Consider the following 25,431-nt stretch of genomic DNA (forward strand, 5'->3'; position numbering starts at 1 on the left):
ACCGTATGAAGGTTCATCACCTCCGGCGCGGTGATTGGGCCGCACGGGGCATGTCGGGCACGCGGAAGGGCCCGGACGCTCCCTCAGGAGTGTCCGGGCCCTTCACATACGGCAGTTCAGAACGCGTGCGGCACGGTGGGTGCTACTGGTTCTGGTTCTCGCCGCGGTAGTACTCGAAGACCCAGCCCCACAGGCCGAACAGGATCACCGGGCTGGCGAAGTACAGCAGCCACCAGCCGAAGACGACGCCCAGGAAGGCGAGCGCGCCACCGACGGCCAGGGAGAGCGGCTGCCAGGAGTGCGGGCTGAAGAAGCCCACCTCGCCGGCGTCGTCCGCGACGTCGGCCTCCTTGTTGTCCTGCGCACCGGTGTCGACACGCCGGGCCGTGAAGGCCAGGTAGTAGCCGATCATGATGCACAGGCCGAACGCCAGGAAGAGCGCCGTCGTACCGGCCGGCTCCTTCGACCACACGCCGTACACGGCGGCCATGATCAGGACGAAGAGGCTCAGCCAGATGAACATCTTGCCTTGGACCTTCACTTGCCGGCCTCCTTGCCGCCAGCGAGCGCCTTGGAGCCGTGGCCGGAGTTCTCCAGCTGGTCCAGGGCCGCGATCTCAGGGTGATGCAGGTCGAACGCCGGCGATTCCGAGCGGATGCGCGGCAGGGTGAGGAAGTTGTGCCGCGGCGGCGGGCAGGAGGTCGCCCACTCGAGCGAACGGCCGTAGCCCCACGGGTCGTCGACCTCGATCTTCTTGCCGTACTTGGCGGTCTTCCACACGTTGTAGAAGAACGGCAGGATCGACAGACCGAGCACGAACGAGGAGATCGTCGAGATCGTGTTCAGGGCGGTGAAGCCGTCGGCCGCGAGGTAGTCCGCGTAACGACGCGGCATGCCCTCGACGCCCAGCCAGTGCTGCACCAGGAACGTGCCGTGGAAGCCGCAGAACAGCGTCCAGAACGTGATCTTGCCGAGCCGCTCGTCGAGCATCTTGCCGGTGAACTTCGGCCACCAGAAGTGGAAGCCGGCGAACATCGCGAAGACGACCGTTCCGAAGACGACGTAGTGGAAGTGCGCCACCACGAAGTACGAGTCGGAGATGTGGAAGTCCAGCGGCGGGGCCGCCAGGATCACACCGGTCAGACCACCGAAGGTGAAGGTGATCAGGAAGCCGATCGCCCAGAGCATCGGTGTCTCGAAGGACAGCGAGCCCTTCCACATCGTTCCGATCCAGTTGAAGAACTTCACGCCTGTCGGTACGGCGATGAGGAACGTCATGAAGGAGAAGAACGGAAGCAGTACACCACCGGTGACGTACATGTGGTGCGCCCACACGGTCACGGAGAGACCGGCGATGGCGATCGTCGCGCCGATGAGGCCCGAGTAGCCGAACATCGGCTTTCTCGAGAACACCGGGATCACTTCGGAAATGATTCCGAAGAATGGCAGGGCGATGATGTACACCTCTGGGTGTCCGAAGAACCAGAAGAGGTGTTGCCATAGCAGCGCGCCGCCGTTCGCGGCGTCGAATACATGGGCACCGAACTTGCGGTCCGCCTCCAGGGCGAACAGCGCGGCCGCGAGGACCGGGAAGGCCAGCAGGACCAGGACACCGGTCAGCAGGACGTTCCAGACGAAGATCGGCATGCGGAACATCGTCATGCCCGGAGCGCGCATGCAGATGATCGTGGTGATGAAGTTGACCGAGCCGAGGATCGTGCCGAAGCCGGAGAAGGCCAGACCCATGATCCACATGTCGGCGCCGATGCCCGGCGAGCGGACGGCGTCCGACAGCGGGCTGTAGGCGAACCAGCCGAAGTCGGCCGCGCCCTGCGGGGTGAGGAAGCCGCCCACAGCGATCAGCGAGCCGAACAGATACAGCCAGTAGGCGAACATGTTCAGCCGCGGGAACGCGACGTCGGGGGCACCGATCTGCAGCGGCATGATCCAGTTCGCGAAGCCCGCGAACAGCGGCGTCGCGAACATCAGCAGCATGATCGTGCCGTGCATCGTGAACGCCTGGTTGAACTGCTCGTTCGACATGATCTGCGTGCCGGGACGAGCCAGTTCGGCGCGCATGAAGAGCGCCATCAGACCGCCGACGCAGAAGAACGCGAACGACGTGACCAGGTAGAGCGTGCCGATCGTCTTGTGGTCAGTGGTGGTCAGCCACTTGATCACAGTCGCGCCGGGGCGCTTGGGCCGGACCGGCAGCTCGTTCTCGTACGAGTCGTCTGCTGCCGCGGCACCCTGAGGTTCGTTGAGGATGCTCACGTTGTCTTCGTCTCCCGGTTCTTCTCGTGCTCCGTCTGGGCGATGCCAGACGGGACGTAACCGGTCTGCCCCTTCTTCGCGAGGTCCTTGAGGTGCTGCTCGTACTTCTCCGGAGAGACGACCTTCACGTTGAACAGCATCCGGGAGTGGTCGACGCCGCAGAGCTCGGCGCACTTGCCCAGGAAGGTCCCCTCCTTGTTGGGGGTCACCTCGAAGGAGTTGGTGTGGCCCGGGATGACGTCCTGCTTCATGAGGAACGGAACCACCCAGAAGGAGTGGATGACGTCACGCGAAGTGAGGACGAACCGGACCTTCTTGCCCTTGGGGAGCCAGAGGGTCGGGCCGGGGTTGTTGGTCTGCGGGTTCCGCGTACCGGGGGTACCGACCTCGTAGACACCGCCGGCGTTGGCCGGGAAGTCCTTCTTGAAGCGCTCGGGGATGCCCGAGAGCTCTTCGGAGGTCTTCGCGTCGCCGGAGACGCCGGGCACGTTCTCGACGTAGTTGAAGCCCCAGCTCCACTGGTAGCCGACGACGTTGACGGTCACGTCCGGCTTGTCGGAGAGCTTGAGGAGCTTCGACTCGTCTCGAGCCGTGAAGTAGAAGAGGACCGACACGATGATGAGCGGTACGACCGTGTACAGCGCCTCGAGCGGCATGTTGTACCGGGTCTGGGTCGGAACCTCGATCTTGGTGCGGCTACGCCGGTGGAAGATGATGCTCCACAGGATCAGCCCCCACACCAGCACGCCCGTGGCGAGCGCTGCCGCCCACGAGCCCTGCCAGAGGGAGAGGATCCGGGGACCTTCTTCCGTCACCGGGGTGGGCATACCAAGACGAGGGAAGTCCTTGTATGTGCAACCGGTTGCGGTAACCAGGATCAGGCCCGCAGTCAGCACCTGCGGCAGCTTCCGCCGCATCGGGCGCCGCGACGAGCGGTCGGAGCCGTTGGGACTCACGTAGCGCCTTCCCGAGAGTCTCGCCCGCGCTCTTTGGTTGGCTACGGCCGCCATCTCGCTGGTCGCTCGCCGCCCTGGCACACGGGCAGGGGTTTGGATGTTTATGCGGACCAAACCCTACTGGACGCTATTTGGGGTCGCGCGGGGAGGGTGCCTAACGCGCCGCGGGTCACTCCGAAGGGTGGGATGTGCCTGCTCCGGGAGGTTTCTGACGGGGGGTCGGGGCGCCTGCGGGGGTGGGGGATTTGTCCGGTGGCGAGTGCGGCTTTCGTCGTGACCGCTCGCGCAGTTCCCCGCGCCCCTGCGGGGCGCTTGCCCTGGCCCGCGTTCTAGCCTCACTGCGTGTCGTACTTCGATGTGGCCTCGGCCGCTCCCCTGCATCCCGTGGCCCGGCAGGCCCTGCAAGCCTCCCTGGACGAGGGATGGGCCGATCCGTCCCGGCTGTACCGGGAGGGGCGGCGGGCCCGGATGCTGCTCGACGCCGCCCGGGAGGCGGCCGCCGAGGCCGTCGGATGCCGGACCGACGAGCTGGTGTTCACCCCCTCCGGCACGGCCTCCGTGCACACCGCGGTCGCCGGCGCACTCGCCGCACGTCGGCGTGTCGGACGGCACGTGGTGGTATCGGCGGTGGAGCACTCCTCTGTACTCCATTCGGCGGCGGCCCACGAGGGACACGGCGGTTCGGTGACCGAGGTGGGGGTGGAGCGGACCGGCGCGGTCCGCTCGGACGCCTTCCTGAAGGCGCTGCGCGAGGACACCGCCCTGGCGTGTCTGCAGTCCGCCAACCACGAGGTGGGCACCGTGCAGCCGGTCGAGGAGGTCGCCGAGGGCTGCCGGGCCGCCGGCGTGCCGCTGTTCGTGGACGCCGCGCAGTCGCTGGCGTGGGGGCCGGTGCCGGGCGCGTGGTCGCTGCTCGCGGGCAGCGCCCACAAGTGGGGCGGGCCCGCGGGGGTGGGACTCCTGGTGGTCCGCAAGGGTGTGCGATTCGCGCCCCAAGGGCCCGGTGACGAGCGCGAGTCGGGGCGGGCGCCCGGGTTCGAGAACATTCCGGGCATCGTGGCCGCAGCGGCGTCGCTGCGCGCGGTCCGGGCCGAGGCCGTGGCGCGGGCCGGGCGGCTGCGGGAGTTGACGGACCTGTTGCGGGCGCGGGTGCCCGAGCTGGTGCCGGACGTGGAGGTCGTCGGGGATCCGGTGCGGCGGCTGCCGCACCTGCTGACGTTCTCGTGCCTGTACGTGGACGGGGAGAGCCTGCTGCACGGGCTCGACCGGGCCGGCTTCTCGGTGTCGTCGGGTTCGTCGTGCACCAGCAGCACGCTGACGCCGAGCCATGTGCTGCGGGCCATGGGTGTGGTGAGCGAGGGGAACGTACGGGTGTCGCTGCCGCTCGGGGTGGACGGATCCGAGGTCGAACGGTTCCTGGAGGTGCTGCCCGGGGTGGTGCGGGAGGTCCGCGAGCGGCTGGGGGCGCCGGTCGCGGGGGCCGCGGGCGATGCCGAGGCCGTCACCGTGGACGCGGTGGGCCTGACGTGCCCGCAGCCGGTCATCGAGCTGGCCCGGGCGATCGGGAGGGTCCGGCCCGGGGGCACCGTCACGGTGGTCGCCGACGACGAGGTCGCCGCCGTGGACATCCCGGCGTGGTGCTTCACGCAGGGCCACGAGTATGTGGGCGCAACCCGGCGGCCCGATGGGGCCGCGGCTTACGAGGTCCGTCGAAGGAGCGCCCCGTAAGGGGCGCGGGGGACTGCGCGACCAGCCATAGAAGAGCCGCAGTCGCGACTGCTCGGTACATGAGCAGTCGCGACTGCGGCTTTCGTCGTGGCTGGCCGCGCAGTTCCCCGCGCCCCCGGCAGAGATCAGCCCAGGTAGGACTCGACCTCGGCGGCGGCCTCGTCGCCGTAGGCCTTGCGGAAGCGCTCCATGAAGGGGACCCGGCGCAGCGCGTACTCCTGGGTGCCGAGGGTCTCGATGACCAGCGTCGCGAGCATGCAGCCGATCTGCGCGGCGCGCTCCAGGGAGACGCCCCAGGACAGCCCGGACAGGAAACCGGCACGGAACGCGTCGCCGACGCCGGTCGGGTCGACCTTCGCCTCCTCCTCGGGGCAGCCGACCTCGACGGGCTCCTCGCCGACCCGCTCGATGCGGACGCCGCGCGCGCCGAGCGTGGTGACGCGGTGGCCGACCTTGCCGAGGATCTCGGCCTCGCTCCAGCCGGTCTTGGACTCGATGAGGCCCTTCTCGTACTCGTTCGAGAAGAGGTAGGTGGCGCCGTCGAGGAGGGTGCGGATCTCGTCGCCGTCCATGCGGGCGATCTGCTGCGAGAAGTCGGCCGCGAAGGGGATCGCGCGGCTGCGGCACTCCTCGGTGTGCCGGAGCATCGCCTCCGGGTCGTCGGCGCCGATGAGGACGAGGTCGAGGCCGCCCACGCGGTCGGCGACGGTCTTCAGCTCGATGAGGCGGGCCTCGCTCATCGCGCCCGTGTAGAAGGAGCCGATCTGGTTGTGGTCGGCGTCCGTGGTGCACACGAAGCGGGCCGTGTGCAGCGTCTCGGAGATCCGCACCGAGGTCGTGTCCACACCGTGCCGGTCGAGCCAGGCGCGGTACTCGTCGAAGTCCGAGCCGGCCGCGCCGACCAGGACCGGGCCCGTGCCGAGCTGGCCCATGCCGAAGGCGATGTTGGCGCCGACGCCGCCCCGGCGCACGTCGAGGTTGTCGACGAGGAAGGAGAGGGAGACCGTGTGCAGCTGGTCGGCGACGAACTGGTCGGCGAAGCGGCCGGGGAAGGTCATCAGATGGTCGGTGGCGATGGAGCCGGTGACTGCGATTCGCACAGCGGGAACACGCTTCCTGAGGGGCGGCGGTTGACAGTTCACGCTACCCGGTCGGCCCGCCTGCCCTGAAGTGCGGAAACTACCTGATAGTAGGTCTTTTTTCCGGAGGTGCCGCGTGCCTACGGTGCGTACATGACCTACGACGTGTCCTTCATGACGCAGGACGGGCTCGCGGCGCTGCGCGTCGACTGTGCCCGGATGGTTCCGCACTGGGTGCTGCCGCGGGCGCCCTGGGAGGTGGAGCCGCGAGTCACCGTGGTCGGTGCGGCCGGGATCCACGGGGTCGTGGTGCCTGATTCGTCCGCGCGTCTGGTCGACTCCCTGGCAGGCTTCGACGACTGACGGCGCGCGGGAGGGAACCGCGCGCCCCTTTGCCGCGTCCCATCGCTGTCCCCTTCCGGTGTCCCCCATCGAGGGGATGCGGGATACGACACGGCAGGCGAAGGAGCGATGCGGTGAGCACCGAAGAGCGGACCCGGGACCGGCGCGGGCGACGACGCACGCCGGCGGTCGCCTCGGCCCTGGCGGCTGTCCTCCTGGCCGGTGGCGGTGGCGCGTACTGGGCGACGAGCGTGTCCGGTGACGGCTCCGGGGGCCGCGCGGACGGTGCCGGTGGCGGCGGCACTCCCCCGCCGCTGGCGCTGGACGGCTACGGCGAGGGCGGCACCCCGGGCACGTCGAACGGGATCGCGCCGGGCGAGCCGGATCCGAACGGCTCGCGGTACGAGGCCTCCGGCGATCTGCCCGCCGGGCCGGACGAGGCCGCGGTGTACCGGGCGAAGGGCGCGGTGACCGCCGACGACGTGCGGGCCCTGGCCAAGGCGCTCGACGTGGCCGGGACGCCGAGGCTGCAGGCCGGCACCTGGCGGATCGGACCGGCGCCGGACGGTTCGGGCCCCTCGCTTGAGGTGACCGGGAAGGCGCCGGGCACCTGGACGTACGCGCGCTACGCGCCGTCGGCGAGCGGGAAGAAGTGTCCGGCCGGCGCCGCGTGCGCGGGCGGGGCGGGCAGCGGGAGCGAGCGGGACGCGGTGAGCGAGGCGGCCGCGAGGAAGGCCGCGGCGCCCGTCCTCAAGGCGCTCGGGCAGGACACGGCGAAGCTGGACGCGAGCCAGCTCATGGGCGCCACCCGGGTGGTGAACGCCGATCCCGAGGTGGGCGGTCTGCCGACGTACGGCTGGACGACCGGGATCCAGATCGGCGCCGACGGTCAAGTGGTCGGCGGCAGCGGGCATGTGAAGACGCCGGCCGAGGGCGCCACGTACCCGACGATCGGTGCGCGGGAGACGCTGAAGAGGATGAACGGCGCGGCGGCGGGCGGCCGGGTCCCGGCCGACGCCTGCGCGAGCGCGGTGCCGCTGGACGGCGGTTCGGGGTGTACGCCGTCGTCGCCGAGGCCGCCCGCGTCGACGACGGTCGACGTCACCGAGGCCGTGTTCGGGCTCGCCGTGTACGCGGCCGGCGGCGAGCAGCTGCTCGTACCGTCGTGGCTGTTCACGGTGGAGCGGCCGGGGGCCGGGCGTCCAACGACCGTGACGCATCCGGCGGTGGCGCCCAAGTATCTGGTCGCGCCGGGGAGTTCGACGGCCGCGCCGCAGCCGTCGGTGTCGGCTTCCGGCTCGGCGCCGGGCGGGCAGGGGTCCGAGGTCCGCGACGTGCGGGTGCAGGGGTATCGCGCGGACTCTTCGGGGAAGACGCTGACCCTGCACTTCACCGGGGGCGTGTGCGCGACGTACAAGGCGGTGGCGGACGAGTCGGGGAAGACGGTGACCGTGCGGGTGACCGGGACCCAGAAGAAGGGGGCCGTCTGCATCGCGATGGCCAAGTTCTACACGCTGCCGGTGGCGCTCGACGCTCCGCTGGACGGACGGAAGGTCGTCGGCACGGACGGGAGCACGGTGGCGCCCGCCGAACGGAACCAGCCGGGCAGCGGGCCCGCACCCCGCGACTGACGCAGGACAAAGGGCCGGGACACCCAGTGGGTGTCCCGGCCCTTTGTCCTGCTCGTGGCGCTCGTGCTGTTTAGCTGAACGAGTCGCCGCAGGCGCAGGAACCCGTCGCGTTCGGGTTGTCGATCGTGAAGCCCTGCTTCTCGATGGTGTCGACGAAGTCGATGGAGGCGCCGCCCAGGTACGGGGCGGACATGCGGTCGGTGACGACCTTGACGCCGCCGAAGTCCTTGACGACATCGCCGTCGAGCGAGCGCTCGTCGAAGAAGAGCTGGTAGCGCAGGCCGGAGCAGCCACCGGGCTGAACAGCCACACGCAGGGCCAGGTCGTCGCGGCCTTCCTGGTCGAGCAGGGCCTTGACCTTGGCCGCGGCTTCGTCGCTGAGGATGATGCCGTCGCTGACGGTGGTGGTCTCGTCCGATACGGACATCTACATCTCTCCCGGGTTGTACGGAGACTGCTTGCCGACCATTGCAACCGGCAAAGGCCCGGATCCATTCCGGATCCGCCGAGGGTTTTGCACTTCCTCTTTTCATGCTCGCACACCTGGGGCGAACGGGGCACGGGCCGTCCCACGCGGATTGCGTCACATCGACGACATCGGCATCGTCAAACTGACGTGAAGCACGTATGATAGATAGCGTCATTTCGACGAGAAGTGTTCTGCAGAACTCAAGAAAGGGTGCGTGACGTGACCACGGCCCAGACCCCCGTTGACCTGGATGTGTCGCCCACTCCGCTGGCGCTGCTCCTGCTCGGCCGCGAGGCCGACACCCGGAGCGAGCGTGGCGTGGAGTGCCCCGGCGACCTGCCCTCCCCGTCCGACCCGGACCTGGTGGAGCGTGCCCGCGCGGCCAAGGAGAAGCTCGGCGACAAGGTGTTCGTGCTCGGGCACCACTACCAGCGCGACGAGGTCATCCAGTTCGCCGACGTCACCGGCGACTCCTTCAAGCTGGCGCGGGACGCCGCCGCGCGCCCCGAGGCCGAGTACATCGTGTTCTGCGGTGTGCACTTCATGGCCGAGTCGGCCGACATCCTGACCGGCGACGACCAGAAGGTCGTCCTGCCGGACCTGGCCGCCGGCTGCTCGATGGCCGACATGGCCACCGCCGAGCAGGTCGCCGAGTGCTGGGACGTGCTGACCGAGGCCGGGATCACCGAGCAGGTCGTGCCCGTCTCGTACATGAACTCCTCGGCCGACATCAAGGCGTTCACCGGCAAGCACGGCGGCACCATCTGTACGTCGTCGAACGCCGAGCGCGCGCTGAACTGGGCGTTCGAGCAGGGCGAGAAGGTGCTCTTCCTGCCGGACCAGCACCTCGGGCGCAACACGGCGGTCCGGGACCTCGGGATGTCACTGGACGACTGCGTCGTCTACAACCCGCACAAGCCGAACGGCGGGCTGACCGCCGAGCAGCTGCGGGACGCGAAGATGATCCTGTGGCGCGGGCACTGCTCGGTGCACGGGCGGTTCTCGCTGGACTCCGTGAACGACGTGCGCGAGCGCATACCCGGGGTGAACGTCCTCGTGCACCCCGAGTGCAAGCACGAGGTCGTCGCCGCGGCGGACTACGTCGGGTCGACGGAGTACATCATCAAGGCGCTGGAGGCCGCGCCCGCCGGGTCGAAGTGGGCCATCGGGACCGAGCTGAACCTGGTCCGCCGTCTGGCGAACCGGTTCGCGCCCGAGGGCAAGGAGATCGTCTTCCTCGACAAGACGGTCTGCTTCTGCTCGACCATGAACCGGATCGACCTGCCGCATCTGGTCTGGACGCTGGAGTCCCTGGCGGACGGTCAGCTCGTGAACCGCATCGAGGTCGACCGCGAGACGGAGCACTTCGCGAAGCTGGCCCTGGAACGGATGCTGGCGCTGCCGTAGCGGGATGCCTCAGCGGGGCCGCACCTTTTGGCACGGCCCCGCTGAGGCGCCCCGTCAGGGGAGGCTGCGCGCAGCGCATGCCTCAGGGGCGCGGGGAACTGCGCGAGAAGCCCCACCGGGCTGCACCCGCGAACGGCGCTGAACTGGCCGCCCCCTGAAGCGCTCACCCCGCACCGGGGTGCCGCCTTGCCCACCCTGCCGCCCCAGGCGGCAGACTGCCCAAGGCGGCGGGGCGGAGGCGCCCCGGGCGGCAGGAGGCCCGGGGCGCCGAAGGTCGTCAGACCTGGGCCGGCTCCGATTCCGGTTCCGGGGACGGAGACTGCGGCGGAACCTCGGCGGTACCGCGCTTGGCGGCACGCTTACGCGCCCGCTTCTCCTTCCGGAGCTCCAGGATCGCGTAGAGCGTCGGCACGAGCAGCAGGGTCAGCAGCGTCGACGTGATCAGACCGCCGATGACGACCACGGCCAGCGGCTGCGCGATGAACCCGCCCTCCCCGGTGACGCCGAGCGCCATCGGAAGCAGCGCGAAGATCGTCGCCAGGGCCGTCATGAGGATCGGGCGCAGACGGTGCCGGCCGCCCTCGACCACGGCTTCCACGACGCCGAGCCCCTGACTCCGGTACTGGTTGATCAGGTCGATCAACACGATGGCGTTCGTGACCACGATGCCGATGAGCATCAGCATGCCGATCATCGCGGGCACGCCCATCGGCGTACCGGTAGCGATGAGCAGACCGATGGCGCCGGTCGCCGCGAACGGGATCGAGACCAGCAGGATCAGCGGCTGCGCCAGCGAGCGGAACGTCGCCACCAGGAGCATGAACACGATCGCGATGGCCGCGAGCATGGCCAGGGCCAGGTTCTTGAACGCGTCGTCCTGGTCGGAGGTGACACCGCCGATGGTCGCCGTGGCGCCCTTCGGCAGATCCAGCGCCTTGATCTTCGACTGGAGGTCGGTGCTGACGGCACCGGTGTTGTCCCCGGTCGGCTTCGCCGTGATCGTCGCCGCGCGGGCGCCGTCGATCCGGGTCATCGAGACCGGACCGTCGACCAGCTTCACGGTGGCGATGTCGCCGAGGGTCAGCCCGCGCGGGCCCATCGGCAGCTTCTTCAGCTGGGCCGTGGTCGCGGCGGGCTTCGCCGACTTCACCACGATGTCGCGCTCGGTGTCGTCGAGGGTCGCCTTGCCGCTGGTGGTGCCGCGCACCGCCTGCGTGACGGCGGCGCCGAGCGTCGTGTCGTCGAACCCGGCCGCGGCCGCCTTGGAGTTGGCCCTGACCGAGATCCGCGGGACGGACTGCGACAGGTCGCTGGTGACGTCGGTGACGTCGTCGAGCGAGGCGACGGCGTCCTTGACCTGATCGGCCGCCCGGTCGAGGACAGCGCCGTCGGCGGCCTTCACGACCACGCTCAGGTCCTGGCTGCCGAAGCCGTCACCGGCCGAGATCGTCGTCGTACCGAGGCCGTCGAGCTTGCCGAGCTCGCGCTCGATGCGGTCCTGCGTGTCCTCGTACGACGCCTTGTCCTTCAGGGTCACCGAGTACGAAGCCTGGTTGGTGTCGGTGCCGCCGCCGAAGGCCGCCATGAAGCCCGACGAGCCGACGGTGACCTGGTAGTCCTTGACCTCGTCGATGCTCTGGAGGACCTTCTCGACCTTCTTCGCGGACGCGTCGGTGGCGGCCAGGCTGGTGCCGGGGGCCAGCTCCTGCTTGATGGAGAGGACCTCCTGCTCGCCCTGGTCGAAGAAGTTGGTCTTCAGCAGCGGGGCCATGCCGAACGTGCCGATGAGGATCACGACGGCGAGCGCCAGGCTGGTGAGGCGGCGCCGGGTGGCGAAGCGCAGCACGGGCACGTACGCCCGCTGCAGCCACGACCTGGCCTCCTTCTCCTCGGCCAGGCGACGGGCCTCCTCCGGGTCGACGCCCTGGACCGCCTTGGGCGCGCGCAGGAACCAGAAGGACAGCACCGGGACGACCGTCAGGGACACCAGCAGGGACGCGAGGAGCGCCGCGGTGACCGTGAGGGAGAACGAGCCGAACAGCTCGCCCACCATGCCGCCGACCAGGCCGATCGGCAGGAACACGGCGACCGTCGTCAGGGTCGATGAGGTGACCGCGCCGGCCACCTCGCGGACCGCGGTGAGGATGGCCTCCTTGCGTTCCTCGCCGTAGCCGAGGTGGCGCTTGATGTTCTCCAGGACGACGATCGAGTCGTCGACGACCCGGCCGATCGCGATGGTCAGCGCGCCGAGCGTCAGCATGTTCAGGGACAGGTCACGGGTCCACAGCACGATCAGGGCGAGGACCACGGACAGCGGAATGGAGACCGCCGTCACCAGGGTCGAGCGCAGCGACGCCAGGAAGACCAGGATGACGATGACGGCGAAGAGCAGGCCGAGCGCGCCCTCCGTGGTCAGGCCCGAGATGGACTTGGAGACCGCCGGGCCCTGGTCGCTGACGACGGTGAGGTCCGCGCCCTTGCCGAGGTCCTGGCGCAGGCCGGGCAGCTTGTCCTCGACCGCCTTGGAGATGGTGACGGCCGAGCCGTCGTGGTCCATGGTCACGGCGACGGCGAGGCTGGGCCGGCCGTCGGTGCGGGTGAGCGAGTCGGCCGTGGACGGCTGCTGCTTCACGGTGGCGATGTCGGCGAGGCGTACGGGCTTCTTGACGCCCGCGCCCGTGATCATCAGGTCCTTGATCTGGGCCAGCGAGGTGAAGCCGCCGCCGACCTGGACCGTGCGGTTCTTGCCGCCCTCGTCGAAGGAGCCCGCGGGCACGGTGGCGCCGCCGGCCTGGAGGGACTGGCCGATCGCCTGGACGCCGACACCGGCGGCGGCCATCTTCTTCGGGTTCGGCGTGACGTTGATCTGGAGGTCGCGGACGCCGTCGACCGAGACCTGGCCGACGCCGTCGATGTCCTTGAGGGACGGCACGACGGTCTTGTCGAGCTGGTCGGCGAGCGCCTGCTGGTCCTGGTCGGAGGTGACCGCGAGGACGACGGTCGGGATGTCGTCGGTGGAGCCCGCGACGACCTGCGGGTCGACGTCGTCGGGCAGTTGGGCGCGCGCCCGGTTGACGGCCTGCTGGACGTCGGCGACGAGCTGCTTGGTGCCGGTGCCGTAGTCGAACGACGCCATCACCAGGGCGTTGCCCTCGCTCGCCGTCGAGGTGACGCCGGTGATCCCGGAGACGGCGTCGAGGGAGTTCTCCAGCGGTTCGACGACCTGCTTCTCCACCACGTCGGGGGACGCGCCCTGGTACGGGGCGATCACCGACACCATGGGCAGTTCGATCGTGGGCAGCAGTTGCTGCTTGAGCTGGGGGATCGCTATCGCGCCGAAGACGATCGCGATGATCGACATCAGGCCGATCAGGGCACGCTGGGCGAGGCTGAATCTCGACAGCCAGGACATGTTGGCAGGTCTCCCCGGGGAGCGGTGAGCGGTGGGCAGCGCCCCGTGCGCGGACACGCGGGGGCACGAGTACACCCTGGTGCACGGAAAAGGCCCGGCACGTCGCTCCCAGGTCCCGTTACTTATCCGGCTCCTACTGCGCCCGTAGTACGCGGCCGGTGCGGGTCACTCCACCCGTGGGCGGACCAGGCCCGATTCGTAGGCAATCACGACGAGTTGGGCCCGGTCGCGGGCGCCCAGCTTGGCCATCGCACGGTTCACGTGGGTCTTCACGGTGAGCGGGGAGACTTCGAGCCGCTCGGCGATCTCGTCGTTGGAGTGGCCGCCCGCGACCTGCACGAGGACCTCGCGCTCGCGGACGGTGAGGGCGGCGAGCCGCTCGGCGTGGGCTCCCGCGGACCGGCCGTCGTCCTCGTGACCGTCGCCCTGCGCGAGGAACTTGGCGATCAGCCCCTTGGTCGCGGCGGGTGACAGGAGGGCGTCGCCGGCGGCCGCGATCCGTACGGCGCCGAGCAGTTCCTCGGGTTCCGCGCCCTTGCCGAGGAAGCCGGAGGCGCCGGCCCGCAGGGACTGCACGACGTACTCGTCGACCTCGAAGGTGGTCAGCATGACCACGCGGACGGCGGCGAGTTCGGGGTCCGCGCTGATCTCGCGGGTCGCGGCGAGGCCGTCGGTGCCGGGCATCCGGATGTCCATCAGGACCACGTCGGGCCGCTCGGACCTGGCGAGCAGGACCGCCTGCGCGCCGTCCGACGCCTCCCCCACCACCTGCATGTCCGGCTCGGAGTCGACGAGCACCTTGAAGGCGCTGCGCAGCAGGGCCTGGTCGTCGGCGAGGAGGACACGGATCGTGCCGCTGGTCATGTGGTGGCGTCCCCTGAAGTGGTGTCGGTGGCCAGGTCCTTGACGGGAAGGATCGCATGGACGCGGAACCCGCCGCCGTAGCGCGGTCCCGCGGTGAGGGTGCCGCGCAGCGCGGTGACGCGCTCGCGCATGCCGAGCAGTCCGTGTCCGCCGCTGTCGCGCTCCGGGTCGGGGGCGAGGGCGACGCCCGGTCCGTCGTCGAGGACGCTGACCTCGATGTTGGGCCCCACGCGTACGACGCTGACCTCGGCCTTGGCGCCCTGGCCCGCGTGTTTCTGTACGTTCGTCAGCGCTTCCTGCACGATCCGGAACGCGGCGAGGTCGACGGCCGCGGGCAGCGCCGGGGCCTCCTGGGCGCGGGCCACCTCGACGGGCAGGCCCGCGTGCCGGAAGGTGTCGACGAGGTCGTCGAGCCGGTCCAGGCCCGGGGCCGGTTCGGTGGGGGCCTCGGGGTCGCCGGTCTGCCGCAGCAGGCCGACGGTGGCGCGGAGTTCGTTGAGCGCGGAGCGGCTGGCCTCGCGGACGTGGCCGAGGGCTTCCTTGGCCTGGTCGGGGCGCTTGTCCATGACGTGCGCGGCGACCCCGGCCTGCACGTTGACCAGGGCGATGTGGTGGGCGACGACGTCGTGCAGGTCGCGGGCGATCCGCAGCCGCTCCTCGGCGACCCGGCGTCGGGCCTCCTCCTCGCGGGTGCGTTCGGCGCGTTCGGCGCGCTCGCGGATGGCGTCGACGAAGGCGCGCCGGGAGCGGACCGCGTCGCCGGCGGCCGCGGCCATGCCGGTCCAGGCGAAGATGCCGAGGTTCTCCTGCGCGTACCAGGGCAGGGGGCCGGCGAGCATGGCGACGCCGGTGAGCGTCGCCATCGTGGCCAGGCCCACCCGCCAGGTGGTGGGGCGGTCGGTGCGGGCGGCGACCGTGAACAGGGCGATGACGGCGGACATCACGACGGAGGCGCGGGGGTCGCCGGTGGCCAGTTCGGCGACGGAGACCGTCGCGGTCGCGGCGAGTACGCACATGGGTGCGACGCGCCGGAAGACGAGGGCGGCGGCGCCGAGCACCATCAGGACCAGGCTGAGGGGGTTCGGGGTGCGGGCGCCCCAGGTGTAGCTGCCCCCGTCGGCGCTGCTGTGGTCCACGAAGGAACCGGCGATCATGCAGACCAGGACGGCGAGGGCGAGGGCGGCGTCGAGGGCCAGGGGGTGGGTTCTGGCCCAGCGTACGAGGGGGGTCACCGGGGTCACGGTAACGGTCCCCTTTCGCGCGGCTGCCCTCCGGGCGGCGATCGGTCCTCCGCGCCCTCCGGTCGTTCTTCGGGTACGGCCCGGTGGGGGCTGGTCGCGCAGTTCCCCGCGCCCCCTGAGATGCGCACTTCGTGCGGCATCTCATCAGAGGCGGCCACCCGCCGTCACTCGGCGGACGACCGGGTCAGCCCGGGATCAGGCCGTCGTCGGAGAGCATGGCGCGGACCTCTTCGAGGGTCGCGTCGGGGGACGGGAGGATCAGCTCGGAGGGCTCCAGGGAGTCGTCCGGGAGCGGCTCACCGAGCCGGCGCACGGCGTCGAGAAGCGCCCCGAGCGTGCGCCGGAAGCCCTCCTCGTCGCCGGTCTCCATCTCGGCCAGAAGCTCGTCGTCCAGCTTGTTGAGCTCGGCGATGTGGCTGTCGGCCAGCTTCGCCTGGCCCTCCCCCATGATCCGTACGATCACGTCGGCCTCCTCGGGGCTGCTGCTACTGCTTGTCGAAGCGCGGGGTGTCGGTCGGCTGGGCCTGCTGCGGCTGCTGGCCCTGGCCGCCCTCGATCGCCTGCTGCGACGCGGAGGAACCGCCGGCCAGCTCCTGCTTCATGCGCTGCAGCTCCAGCTCTACATCCGTACCACCGGAGAGCCGGTCGAGCTCGCTCTGGATGTCGTCCTTGGCGAGGCCGGAGGAGTCGTCGAGGGCGCCGGAGGCGAGCAGCTCGTCGATGGCGCCGGCCCGCGCCTGGAGCTGGGCCGTCTTGTCCTCGGCGCGCTGGATCGCCATGCCGACGTCGCCCATCTCCTCGGAGATGCCGGAGAACGCCTCGCCGATGCGGGTCTGCGCCTGGGCCGCCGTGTAGGTGGCCTTGATGGTCTCCTTCTTCGTGCGGAAGGCGTCCACCTTGGCCTGGAGCCGCTGAGCCGCGAGAGTGAGCTTCTCCTCCTCGCCCTGCAGCGTCTGGTGCTGCGTCTCCAGGTCCGTGACCTGCTGCTGGAGCGCGGCGCGCCGGGACAGCGCCTCACGGGCCAGGTCCTCGCGGCCGAGCGCGAGCGCCTTGCGGCCCTGGTCCTCCAGCTTGGAGGACTGGCCCTGGAGCTGGTTCAGCTGCAGTTCCAGGCGCTTGCGGCTGGTGGCGACGTCCGCGACGCCGCGGCGCACCTTCTGCAGCAGCTCCAGCTGCTTCTGGTACGAGTAATCGAGGGTTTCGCGCGGGTCCTCGGCCCGGTCAAGGGCCTTGTTCGCCTTCGCGCGGAAGATCATCCCCATACGCTTCATGACACCGCTCATGGGCTTCGCGCGCCCCCTTCTACTGACTGATCAAGCCGACGGTCCAGCTCCGGCACTGCGACACCACCCACAGTACGGGTCCTGCATCTATTACCGCACTGTCCAGGTGCGGATGCGCTCATCCCCAAGGACGACTGCGTACGGTGCCGCTCCGGCGCAAGGAGTAGGTGTCCCCCCAGTGGCTGTCCGGACGCACCCGGTGTGTCCCCATGTGCCTCTATGGACGCACGGTGTTGCCGGATCGTTCCCCATGGGCCTGTGGTCCATGCACGACCACCACGTACCCTTGGCTTTTGTGTTCCGTAGCCGATCCAAGGACGACAAGGCGCCGGCCGACAAGGCCCCGGTGACCTCTCTGTCCAAAGAGACCCGTGACCCGCAGGCGCCCAAGGGCCGCCCCACGCCCAAGCGCAGCGCGGCCCAGTCGCAGCGCCGCAGCGTGGCCAACACCAAGATGTCGCCGAAGGAGGCCCGCGCCCGCCAGCGCGACGAGCGGCGTTCCGCGATGGAGAAGCAGCGCGCCGCGCTCGCCAGCGGTGACGAGCGCTATCTGCCCGCGCGCGACAAGGGCCCGGTGCGGCGCTACGCCCGCGACTTCGTCGACTCGCGGTTCTGCATCGCGGAGTACTTCCTGCCGATGGCGGTGATCATCCTCGTCCTGAGCATGGTCCGCGTCGGCTCGCTGCAGAACATCGCGCTGCTGCTGTGGCTCTTCGTCATCGTCGCGATCGTGATCGACTCGGCCATCACCGGCTTCCGGCTCAAGAAGCGCCTGGCGGAGAAGTTCCCCGACGAGCGCCGCAAGGGTGCCGTCGCGTACGCCCTGATGCGCACGCTCCAGATGAAGCGGCTGCGGCTGCCCAAGCCCCAGGTCAAGCGCGGAGAGCGGCCCTGAGCACGGACGCCTTCGCCGGGGACGCGCCGGGCGCCTGGCTGGAGAGGCTGGGCGGTCTGCGCAACGTCGTACGGCAGGAACTGGTGTCCCGGCAGCTCGACGAGCAGATAGCCGGGCGTTTCCCCGTCGGGCAGCGGCTGCGGGTGCTCGACGTCGGGATGGGCCAGGGCACCCAGGCGCTGCGCCTGGCGCGGGCCGGGCACAAGGTGACCGGCGTGGACCAGGACCCCGCGATGCTCGCCGTCGCGCAGACCGCGCTGGCGGCGGAGCCCGCGGGTGTGCGGGAGCGGGTGCGGTTCGTCGAGGGCAGCGGGATGGAGACGGGGGTCCACTTCCTGCCCGGCAGTTTCGACGTCGTGCTCTGTCACGGCGTCCTGATGTACGTCGACGAGCCGGACGCGCTGCTCGCGGGACTCGCGCGGATGCTGGCGCCGGGAGGTCTGCTCTCCCTGCTCGTACGGAACGCGGACGCGCTGGCGATGCGTCCGGGGCTGGCCGGTGACTGGGTCACCGCGCTCGGCGCCTTCGACTCGCTGAAGTACACCAACCGGCTCGGCCTGGACGTCCGGGCCGACCGGCTCGACGCGCTGACCGCCACGCTCGCCGGGATCGGCGCGCCGCTGCACGCCTGGTACGGGGTGCGGGTCTTCACCGACCAGGCCGGCGACGCCGCGGCGGTACCGGAGCGCGGGGAGCTGCAGACGCTGCTCGCCGCCGAGGAGCGCGCCGGGCGCACCGACCCGTACCGGCGGGTGGCCGCGCTGCTGCACCTGTGCGGGGTGCGGGGCTGATCCGGGGCTGACCTCCGGGCGCCCCTCGCGCGCCGGGGTCCGCTGTTCGGCCGCTCAGCGGGAGCGCCCACCCGGGGCGAACGTGACAATCCGGGCATGACTGCTTCTTCGCGTACGCGTACGCGCCTCGTGCTCCCCGTGGCCTCCGCCGTCTGCTCGGCGGCGCTCGTCGGAGGCTGCTCCGACTCCGGCTCCTCGAACGCCGCGGCGTCGGGGGACGGCTCCACGACACAGGCCGCCGCGGCCTCGGGCGGCAACGATCTGCAGGACGCGTACCAAAACGTCATCAAGGACGTCCTGCCGTCCGTGGTCCAGGTGCAGGCCTCGGCCGACCTCGGTTCCGGTGTCGTCTACGACGACAAGGGGCACATCGTGACCAACGCCCATGTGGTCGGCGAGGAGAAGACGTTCAAGGTGACGACGTCGACGAGCGAGGACGAACTGTCGGCGAAGCTCGTCGCCGCGTATCCGGAGCAGGATCTCGCCGTCATCAAGCTGGACAAGGTGCCGGACGGGCTGAAGGCGGCGGAGTTCGGGGACTCGTCGAAGGTGGCGGTCGGGCAGATCACCCTGGCCATGGGCTCGCCGCTCGGGCTGTCGTCGAGCGTCACCCAGGGCATCGTGTCGGCGACCGGCCGGACCGTGAGCGAGGGCCGCTCGGGCGGCGGCACAGGCGCGACCATCGCCAACATGGTGCAGACCTCGGCGGCCATCAACCCCGGCAACAGCGGGGGCGCCCTGGTCGGCCTGGACAGCCGGGTCATCGGCATCCCGACGCTGGCGGCGACCGATCCCGACCTCGGGGACAGCGCGGCGCCGGGCATCGGGTTCGCGATCCCCGCGTCGACGGTGACGGACATCGCCGACCAGATCGTCAAGGACGGCAAGGTGACGGACTCCGGGCGGGCGGAGCTCGGCATCACCGCGCGCGTGGTGGTCGACAGCGGTCTTCAGGCGGCCGGGGTCTCGGTGGTCTCCGTGACGGACGGCGGCCCCGCCGACAAGGCCGGCCTGCGGCCCGGTGACGTCATCACCGCGCTCGGCGACGCGAAGATCACCACCATGACCTCCCTTCAGGAGGCCCTGGCCGACGAGAAGCCCGGCGACAAGGTCAAGATCGCCTTCACCCGCGACGGCAACGAGAAGTCTGCCGACGTGACCCTCGGCGAGATGTAGCGCCCCGCCAGGGGCGCGGCCACGGAAAAGCCGCGGACGCGTCTGCTCATGCACCGAGCAGACGCGTCCGCGGCTTTCGTCGTGGCTGGTCGCGCAGTTCCCCGCGCCCCTTACGGGGCGCTGGTCTCCTCGGCGTGGAGACTCATGGGGCCGTAGATCTTGTCGGTGTCCTCGAAGAGGGTCACCTGGTCGGCGCCGCCCTCCGCGAGTTCCTTCCAGTACTCCCCGATCCAGGACTCCGCGTCACCCTGGGTGGGGAACTCCTCGGGCTGCACCGCCGGAGGCACCTCCGTCCCGTCGGACTTCTCGAACCGCCACGTCCACGCCGCCATGTCAGCCTCCCGGTATCGGATGTCCGATGCGCGATGTCCCTGGAAGCCTAGCCGGGCGCGCGGCACCCGAAGCCGCGCGGGAGGATCTTCCTGTGGAACTGACACTGCTCGGCACCGGTGCCCCCGAAGGACTGCCCCGCCCCGACTGCCCGTGCGCCGCCTGCGCGGGCGCGCTCGGCGCGGACGCCCGCGGCGCGACGGCGGTACTGATCGACAGGGTGCTGCTGCTCGATCTGACGCCGGGCGCGGTGTTCGCGGCGGCCCGCGCGGGGCACAGCCTCGCCGGGGTGCGGCAGGTGCTGCTCACGCACCCGCACGACGGGCCCGCCGTCGAGGTCCCGGCGGGGCTGCCGCAGCCGGTGCGGGTGCCGGACGGCCGTGAGCTGGCGCTGATCAGCGGGCACCGGGTGCGGGCGCTGGCCCTCGACGCCCCCGGCACCGGCTACGAGGTGACCGGCCCCGACGGCGTACGGGTGCTGTATCTGCCGCCGGGGGCCGCGCTCGCCGGGCTCGACACGGCGCGGGCACCGTACGAGCTGGTCCTCGCCGATGTGGTGGGGCGGCCGGACGCGCTGGCGCGGCTGCGGTCGAGCGGCGCCGTCGGGCCGACCACGGATGTCGTCGCCGTGCACCTCGGGCACGACGTGCCGCCCGGCGCCGAGCTGACCCGGCGGCTCGCGGCGGCCGGGGCCCGCGCGGTGCCGGACGGGACGGCCCTGGACGTCGGCGCGTACGAGGACGTGCCCGACGTGCCGCGCAGGACGCTGGTCCTCGGGGGCGCCCGGTCGGGCAAGTCGGTCGAGGCCGAGCGGCGCCTGGAGGCCTTCCCCGACGTGCTGTACGTGGCGACGGGCGGCACCCGGGGCGGCGACAGCGAGTGGGCGCAGCGGGTCAGCGCGCACCGCGAGCGGCGGCCCGGATCGTGGCGGACCGCCGAGACCTGCGATCTCGAACCGCTGCTCGCCGACGCCTCGGACCCGGCGCCGCTGCTGATCGACTGCCTGTCGCTGTGGCTGACGTACGCCATGGACGAGGTCGGGGCCTGGGACGACGCCGAGTGGGCGGGCGGCGGGGAGAAGGCCCTGCGGGAGAGGGTGGCCGCGCTGGTGGCGGCCGTGCGGTGCACCCGGCGCACGGTGGTGGCCGTGTCGAACGAGGTGGGGTCGGGGATCGTGCCCGCCACCGCCTCCGGGCGGCGCTACCGCGACGAGCTGGGCCGGCTGAACGCCGCGTTCGCCGCCGAGTGCGAGCACGTCCTGCTGATCGTGGCCGGTCAGGCGCTCACGCTGCGCGGCTGACGCGGCGGCGCGGCGTTCAGGACGGGTCGGGATTGCGGCGGGCGACGACCCGGTACGCGTTGGAGAAGCCGGTGCGGCCGGCCAGCGGGGCGAGGAGCCGATCGGCGGCCTGGGCGGCGACGAGCGCGGGGGTGCCCGCGCAGGTGAGAGCCTGGCGCAGGCCGCGCTGGAGGTCGCTGGGGGCCTTGGTGCGCCACGGGGAGTCGGCGGCGGGCAGCCAGTGGCCCAGGAAGAGCGCGCAGGCCGCCGTCAGGTCGAGCGGCCGGTGGGGGGTGCGGCGGTCGACGGCGACGACGGTGTAGCCGAGGGCGGCCAGTTCGGTGCGCAGGTTGGCGAGCGGGATCAGGTGCAGGTGCTGCGGCTGGAAGTACGAGACCCACCACTTGCCGAGCAGGGTCGCCCAGCGGCTCTCGGGGTCCGGCAGTTCGATCATGAGGTGGCCGCCGGGGCGCAGGACGCGGCGGGCGGCCTTCAGCTCCTCGCGCGGGTCGAGGGAGTGCTCCAGGTAGTGGAACATGCTCATCGCGTCGTAGCGGCCCGCGAGCCGGGGCGCGAGTTCGGTGAGGAAGCCGCGGTGGGCCTCCTCGATCCGGCCGGCCCTGCGGCCCTCCTCGACGCCGTCGCCGATGTCGAGGCCGTCGAACGCGGTGTAGGGCAGGACCTCCTTGGCGGCGGCCGCGAAGTGGCACGGGCCGGCGCCGACGTCGAGCCAGCTCTCGGGTTCGATGTGCCGGAACATGGCGTGGGCGGCGGCCCGGTGGCGTCGGGCGGAGGGGTGGCCGCCGAGGATCTTCTCGGCGTGGCCGGCGCGCAGGCCGTCGTAGAAGTCCCGGTAGTAGAAGTTCAGGCCCTCGGGGGTCAGCCGCGGGTTCTGGAACGAGTGGCCGCAGGCCCGGCACTGGTCGACGGTGAAGGTGCCCGGCTTGTGCTGGAGGAGGTCCGTGGTGCGCAGCCGGGTGCGCAGCTTCGTGGAGCCGCACCAGGGGCAGTCGGGGCGGCGCGGCTCGTGGAAGCGTTCGGTGCCCCGGGCGAGTTCGGTGAGATAGGCGGGGCGGCGCTCGGCGACGGCCTGGGCTGTGGGGGGCATGCGACTCCTCCGGCTCCACGGGCGGGGCGACGGCCGCGATACGACAATCCGAACGGCAATCCGATACGAAAGGGAACGTAAGGGATGATCGGCGGCCGTTCAATGACGCTGAGCGTTCGATGCATCGCATGGCGTAACCGGCCGTGCGACGGGGCTCGGGACCCGCTCTGTGACAGGCGGGACACCAGGGACTCGTGCCGAGTGCGGCCGGTACTGTTCGGCGAATGAGCTCGCTGAATCTCGATGACTTCACCGACCTGATCGAGCGTCCGGACGGCGGTATGCGCCGCGACGCCGAGGAGCGCAGGGCGCGCTTCGCCGTGCCGCCCGGCGGGCTCGGCCGCCTGGACGAGCTGGGCGAATGGCTCTCGGCCGCCCAGGGCGCCGTGCCGGTGCGGCCGGTGGCGCGGCCGCGCGTGGTCCTCTTCGCGGGCGATCACGGGGTGGCCGGTCTCGGGGTGTCGAAGCGGGCCGCGGGCACCGCGGCGGAGCTGGTGCGCGAGGCCGTCGAGGGCGGCTCCCCGGGCGCGGTGCTCGCGCGGCGACTGGGCGTCGGCGTACGGATCGTCGACCTGTCGCTGGACTGCGAGCCGGACGAGCTGCCCGAGGCCGTGGAGAACCGGCGGGTGCGGCGCGGCTCCGGCCGGATCGACACCGAGGACGCGCTCACCCCGGAGGAGGCCGAGCAGGCGTTCCGCACGGGCATGGCCGTCGCCGACGAGGAGGCCGACTCCGGTACGGATCTGGTGGTGCTCGGCGATCTCAGCGTCGGCGGCACGACGGCGGCGGCCACGCTCGTCGCCGCGCTGTGCGGCACGGACGCCTCCGTCGTCACCGGGCGCGGTGGCGACCCGATCGACGACCTGGCCTGGATGCGCAAGTGCGCGGCCGTCCGCGACGCGCTGCGCCGGGCCCGCCCGGTCCTCGGCGACCAGTTGCAGCTGCTCGCCGCGGTGGGCGGCGCGGATCTCGCGGCCGCGACCGGTTTCCTGCTCCAGTGCGCGGTGCGCCGTACGCCGGTGATCCTGGACGGGGTCGTCTCCGCGGCCTGCGCGCTGGTGGGCCAGCGCGTCGCGTTCCGCGCGCCGGACTGGTGGCTGGCCGGGCAGAACAGCGGGGAGCCCGCGCAGGCCAAGGCGCTGGACCGGATGGCCATGGAGCCGATGCTCGACCAGGGCGTCAAGGTGGGCGGCGCGGCCGGCGCGCTTCTCGCTCTTCCCCTGGTCCAGGCCGCGGCGGCGCTGGCCGCCGAACTCCCCGAGGCAGAAGCGCCCCGTTAGGGGCGCGGGGAACTGCGCGAGCAACCACGACGAAAGCCGCGGACGCGTCTGCTCGGTACATGAGCGGACGCGTCCGCGGCTTTTCTACGGCTGCGCGCGCAGTTCTCCGTGCCCCTGACGGGGCTTAGGACAAATCACCCAATAAGCTCCCAGCATGGGCTCCGCACGGACAAGCACACTCACTTCACGTCGCGCCGCGAGTTTCACCGTCTGGTACCTGCGGATCGTCACGTGCATCAATCTGCTGAGCGCCGTGTGGGTCTCCTTCGGAAACGATCTGCGCCGCCACAACTCGGAGAACTACTTCACCCCCTACCTGCTCGCCGCGGGCTTCTCCTCGGCGGTCGTCGCCTGGTTCCTGGCGATCACGATGCGCCGCCGCAAGCGCGCGGCCTGGATCCTCAACCTCGTGCTGAGCGGCCTGTTCCTGCTGCTGTTCGCCCTGGTCATGGTCTTCCCCGAGGTCCGGCAGTACGCGCAGAACTGGATCTCGCTGGTCCTCAGCGCCGCGTTCGTCGTGGCGCTGGTGCTGGGCCGGCGCGAGTTCTACGCGAAGGGCGACCGGTCCAACGCGAAGCTGGCGGCGGTCGTCGCGGTCGGCGGACTGCTGGTGACCTCGCTGTTCGCGACGTTCCTGGTGACGGTCACCAATGAGGCCCACGACCCGCACCGCTCCACGTTCCTGGAGCGCTGGCGCTACGGCACGCTCCGGCTGATCTCGGTCGCCACCGACGACTCCCGCTTCCCCGGCATCACCACCCCGAACTGGGTCAACGTCGTCATCAACATCCTCTCCACGGCCCTGCTGATCGCCGTGGTCTACGCGGCGTTCCGCTCCCGCCGGGCCGTCGACCCGCTCACCGCCGAGGACGAGGAGAGGCTGCGCGCCCTGCTCGCCAAGGAGGGCGAGCGCGACTCGCTGGGCTACTTCGCGCTGCGCCGCGACAAGAGCGTCGTCTGGTCGCCGACCGGCAAGGCCGCGGTGACCTACCGGGTGGTGGGCGGGGTCTCGCTGGCCTCCGGCGACCCGATCGGCGACCCCGAGGCCTGGCCCGGCGCGATCGAGCCCTGGCTCACCGAGGCGCGGGCGCACGGCTGGCTGCCCGCGGTGATGGGCGCGAGCGAGGAGGCGGGCACCATCTACGCCCGGCACGGCCTCGACGCCCTCGAACTCGGCGACGAGGCCATCGTCGAGACCGCGGACTTCACCCTTGAGGGACGGGCGATGCGCACCGTCCGCCAGGCCTACAACCGCGTCAAGCGCGCCGGCTACACGGTCCGGATCCGCCGCCACGAGGACATCCCGGCCGACGAACTGACGTACCTCCTGAAGCGCGCCGACGACTGGCGCGACGGTGCCACCGAACGCGGCTTCTCCATGGCGCTCGGCCGGCTCGGCGATCCGGGCGACGGGCAGTGCATGATGCTCGAATGCGCGGACGCCGAGGGAGAGTTGAGGGCACTGCTGTCCTTCGTGCCGTGGGGCCCGCACGGACTGTCCCTCGATCTGATGCGCCGTGACCGCGACGCCGAGAACGGCCTGATGGAGTTCATGGTGATCGAACTCCTCCAGCGCGCGCCCGAGATGAGGATCACTCAGGTGTCACTCAACTTCGCCATGTTCCGCTCCGTCTTCGAACGCGGTGCGCGACTCGGCGCGGGCCCGGTGCTGCGTCTGTGGCGCGCACTGCTCAGCTTCTTCTCCCGGTGGTGGCAGATCGAATCGCTGTACCGGGCCAACGCCAAGTACCGGCCCATCTGGGAACCCCGTTTCCTGCTCTTCGAGAAGAGCGCCGACCTGCCGCGCATCGGCCTGGCCTCGGCCCGCGCCGAGGGCTTCCTCGAAGTGCCGGGGCTGCCGAAACGGCTGGCGCGCCGGTGAGGGA

The 25,431-nt window shown here is 71.0% G+C and carries 22 protein-coding genes; 10 read left to right on the forward strand and 12 right to left on the reverse strand.

The features are described from left to right. Window positions 1–142: 142 nt before the first annotated feature. The 3 genes from ABII15_RS11050 to coxB are packed head-to-tail and all read right to left on the reverse strand — an operon-like array spanning window position 143 to window position 3,230. Entirely contained in the window at window positions 143–541 is a 399-nt protein-coding gene (locus tag ABII15_RS11050) for a cytochrome c oxidase subunit 4 (RefSeq protein WP_111661846.1), read from the reverse strand. Next, on the reverse strand, window positions 538–2,274 hold the full coding sequence (gene ctaD / locus ABII15_RS11055) for a cytochrome c oxidase subunit I (RefSeq protein WP_353942120.1): 1,737 nt from the start codon (window positions 2,272–2,274) through the stop codon (window positions 538–540). Before ctaD ends, ABII15_RS11050 begins: the two co-directional genes overlap by 4 nt. Next, window positions 2,271–3,230: a cytochrome c oxidase subunit II gene (gene coxB / locus ABII15_RS11060; protein WP_353942121.1), complete on the reverse strand. Its 960-nt coding sequence runs from the start codon at window positions 3,228–3,230 to the stop codon at window positions 2,271–2,273. The genes ctaD and coxB overlap by 4 nt, the downstream gene beginning before the upstream one ends. A gap of 342 nt (window positions 3,231–3,572) precedes the next feature. Here coxB and ABII15_RS11065 point away from each other — a divergent pair, with 342 nt between their 5' ends. Beyond that, window positions 3,573–4,958 carry an aminotransferase class V-fold PLP-dependent enzyme gene (locus tag ABII15_RS11065; RefSeq protein WP_353942122.1) on the forward strand — a complete coding sequence of 462 codons (1,386 nt, stop codon included), beginning with the start codon at window positions 3,573–3,575 and terminating at the stop codon, window positions 4,956–4,958. 125 nt (window positions 4,959–5,083) lie between these two features. Here ABII15_RS11065 and ABII15_RS11070 read toward each other — a convergent pair whose 3' ends face one another. Further along, window positions 5,084–6,058: a carbohydrate kinase family protein gene (locus ABII15_RS11070; RefSeq protein WP_353942123.1), complete on the reverse strand. Its 975-nt coding sequence runs from the start codon at window positions 6,056–6,058 to the stop codon at window positions 5,084–5,086. Between the two features lie 132 nt (window positions 6,059–6,190). On the opposite strand from ABII15_RS11070, the gene ABII15_RS11075 reads away from it, so the two are divergent. Beyond that, window positions 6,191–6,400 carry a hypothetical protein gene (locus ABII15_RS11075; protein WP_353942124.1) on the forward strand — a complete coding sequence of 70 codons (210 nt, stop codon included), beginning with the start codon at window positions 6,191–6,193 and terminating at the stop codon, window positions 6,398–6,400. 113 nt (window positions 6,401–6,513) lie between these two features. Beyond that, entirely contained in the window at window positions 6,514–8,010 is a 1,497-nt protein-coding gene (locus ABII15_RS11080) for a hypothetical protein (RefSeq protein ID WP_353942125.1), read from the forward strand. A 70-nt stretch (window positions 8,011–8,080) separates the two neighbouring features. On the opposite strand, the gene ABII15_RS11085 is transcribed toward ABII15_RS11080, so the two are convergent. Continuing rightward, a complete protein-coding gene (locus ABII15_RS11085; protein ID WP_111661853.1) occupies window positions 8,081–8,437 on the reverse strand; it encodes an iron-sulfur cluster assembly accessory protein in 357 nt (118 codons plus the stop codon). Between the two features lie 261 nt (window positions 8,438–8,698). On the opposite strand from ABII15_RS11085, the gene nadA reads away from it, so the two are divergent. Further along, window positions 8,699–9,886 (forward strand): quinolinate synthase NadA, encoded by a 1,188-nt coding sequence (gene nadA / locus ABII15_RS11090; RefSeq protein WP_353942126.1) that lies wholly within the window; start codon window positions 8,699–8,701, stop codon window positions 9,884–9,886. A gap of 277 nt (window positions 9,887–10,163) precedes the next feature. On the opposite strand, the gene ABII15_RS11095 is transcribed toward nadA, so the two are convergent. The 5 genes from ABII15_RS11095 to ABII15_RS11115 form a co-directional block, all read right to left on the reverse strand. Further along, window positions 10,164–13,298: an efflux RND transporter permease subunit gene (locus ABII15_RS11095; RefSeq protein ID WP_353942127.1), complete on the reverse strand. Its 3,135-nt coding sequence runs from the start codon at window positions 13,296–13,298 to the stop codon at window positions 10,164–10,166. Window positions 13,299–13,463: 165 nt separating this feature from the next. Beyond that, window positions 13,464–14,162: a response regulator transcription factor gene (locus ABII15_RS11100; protein WP_353942128.1), complete on the reverse strand. Its 699-nt coding sequence runs from the start codon at window positions 14,160–14,162 to the stop codon at window positions 13,464–13,466. Further along, the gene (locus ABII15_RS11105; protein WP_353942129.1) at window positions 14,159–15,394 is read right to left on the reverse strand and encodes a sensor histidine kinase; all 1,236 of its coding nucleotides are present in this window, start codon (window positions 15,392–15,394) and stop codon (window positions 14,159–14,161) included. The genes ABII15_RS11100 and ABII15_RS11105 overlap by 4 nt, the downstream gene beginning before the upstream one ends. 193 nt (window positions 15,395–15,587) lie before the next feature. Then, window positions 15,588–15,866, reverse strand: coding sequence for a hypothetical protein (locus ABII15_RS11110; protein WP_353942130.1), 279 nt, complete (start codon window positions 15,864–15,866; stop codon window positions 15,588–15,590). A gap of 22 nt (window positions 15,867–15,888) precedes the next feature. Further along, window positions 15,889–16,686, reverse strand: a complete 798-nt coding sequence (locus ABII15_RS11115) for a PspA/IM30 family protein (RefSeq protein ID WP_353942131.1) — start codon at window positions 16,684–16,686, stop codon at window positions 15,889–15,891. A 250-nt stretch (window positions 16,687–16,936) separates the two neighbouring features. Between ABII15_RS11115 and ABII15_RS11120 the strand changes: the two genes are divergently transcribed. The 3 genes from ABII15_RS11120 (at window position 16,937) to ABII15_RS11130 (ending at window position 19,548) form a co-directional block, all read left to right on the forward strand. Next, window positions 16,937–17,581: a DUF3043 domain-containing protein gene (locus tag ABII15_RS11120; protein WP_353942132.1), complete on the forward strand. Its 645-nt coding sequence runs from the start codon at window positions 16,937–16,939 to the stop codon at window positions 17,579–17,581. Window positions 17,582–17,664: 83 nt separating this feature from the next. Then, window positions 17,665–18,372, forward strand: coding sequence for a methyltransferase domain-containing protein (locus tag ABII15_RS11125; RefSeq protein ID WP_353942133.1), 708 nt, complete (start codon window positions 17,665–17,667; stop codon window positions 18,370–18,372). A gap of 96 nt (window positions 18,373–18,468) precedes the next feature. Next, window positions 18,469–19,548, forward strand: a complete 1,080-nt coding sequence (locus ABII15_RS11130; protein WP_353942134.1) for a trypsin-like peptidase domain-containing protein — start codon at window positions 18,469–18,471, stop codon at window positions 19,546–19,548. 110 nt (window positions 19,549–19,658) lie between these two features. Here ABII15_RS11130 and ABII15_RS11135 read toward each other — a convergent pair whose 3' ends face one another. Continuing rightward, complete coding sequence (locus ABII15_RS11135) at window positions 19,659–19,880, reverse strand: hypothetical protein (protein ID WP_353942135.1); 222 nt, start codon at window positions 19,878–19,880, stop codon at window positions 19,659–19,661. Between the two features lie 92 nt (window positions 19,881–19,972). On the opposite strand from ABII15_RS11135, the gene ABII15_RS11140 reads away from it, so the two are divergent. Next, on the forward strand, window positions 19,973–21,178 hold the full coding sequence (locus ABII15_RS11140) for a bifunctional adenosylcobinamide kinase/adenosylcobinamide-phosphate guanylyltransferase (RefSeq protein WP_353942136.1): 1,206 nt from the start codon (window positions 19,973–19,975) through the stop codon (window positions 21,176–21,178). A 16-nt stretch (window positions 21,179–21,194) separates the two neighbouring features. Here ABII15_RS11140 and ABII15_RS11145 read toward each other — a convergent pair whose 3' ends face one another. Continuing rightward, window positions 21,195–22,265: a class I SAM-dependent methyltransferase gene (locus ABII15_RS11145; protein WP_353942137.1), complete on the reverse strand. Its 1,071-nt coding sequence runs from the start codon at window positions 22,263–22,265 to the stop codon at window positions 21,195–21,197. 224 nt (window positions 22,266–22,489) lie between these two features. On the opposite strand from ABII15_RS11145, the gene ABII15_RS11150 reads away from it, so the two are divergent. Together ABII15_RS11150 and ABII15_RS11155 are read left to right on the forward strand one after the other, a co-directional pair. After that, entirely contained in the window at window positions 22,490–23,545 is a 1,056-nt protein-coding gene (locus ABII15_RS11150) for a nicotinate-nucleotide--dimethylbenzimidazole phosphoribosyltransferase (RefSeq protein ID WP_353942138.1), read from the forward strand. A gap of 154 nt (window positions 23,546–23,699) precedes the next feature. Beyond that, a complete protein-coding gene (locus tag ABII15_RS11155; protein ID WP_353942139.1) occupies window positions 23,700–25,427 on the forward strand; it encodes a phosphatidylglycerol lysyltransferase domain-containing protein in 1,728 nt (575 codons plus the stop codon). Window positions 25,428–25,431 lie beyond the last annotated feature (4 nt).

The sequence above is a fragment of the Streptomyces sp. HUAS MG91 genome (assembly GCF_040529335.1).
Taxonomy (GTDB): Bacteria; Actinomycetota; Actinomycetes; order Streptomycetales; family Streptomycetaceae; genus Streptomyces; species Streptomyces tabacisoli.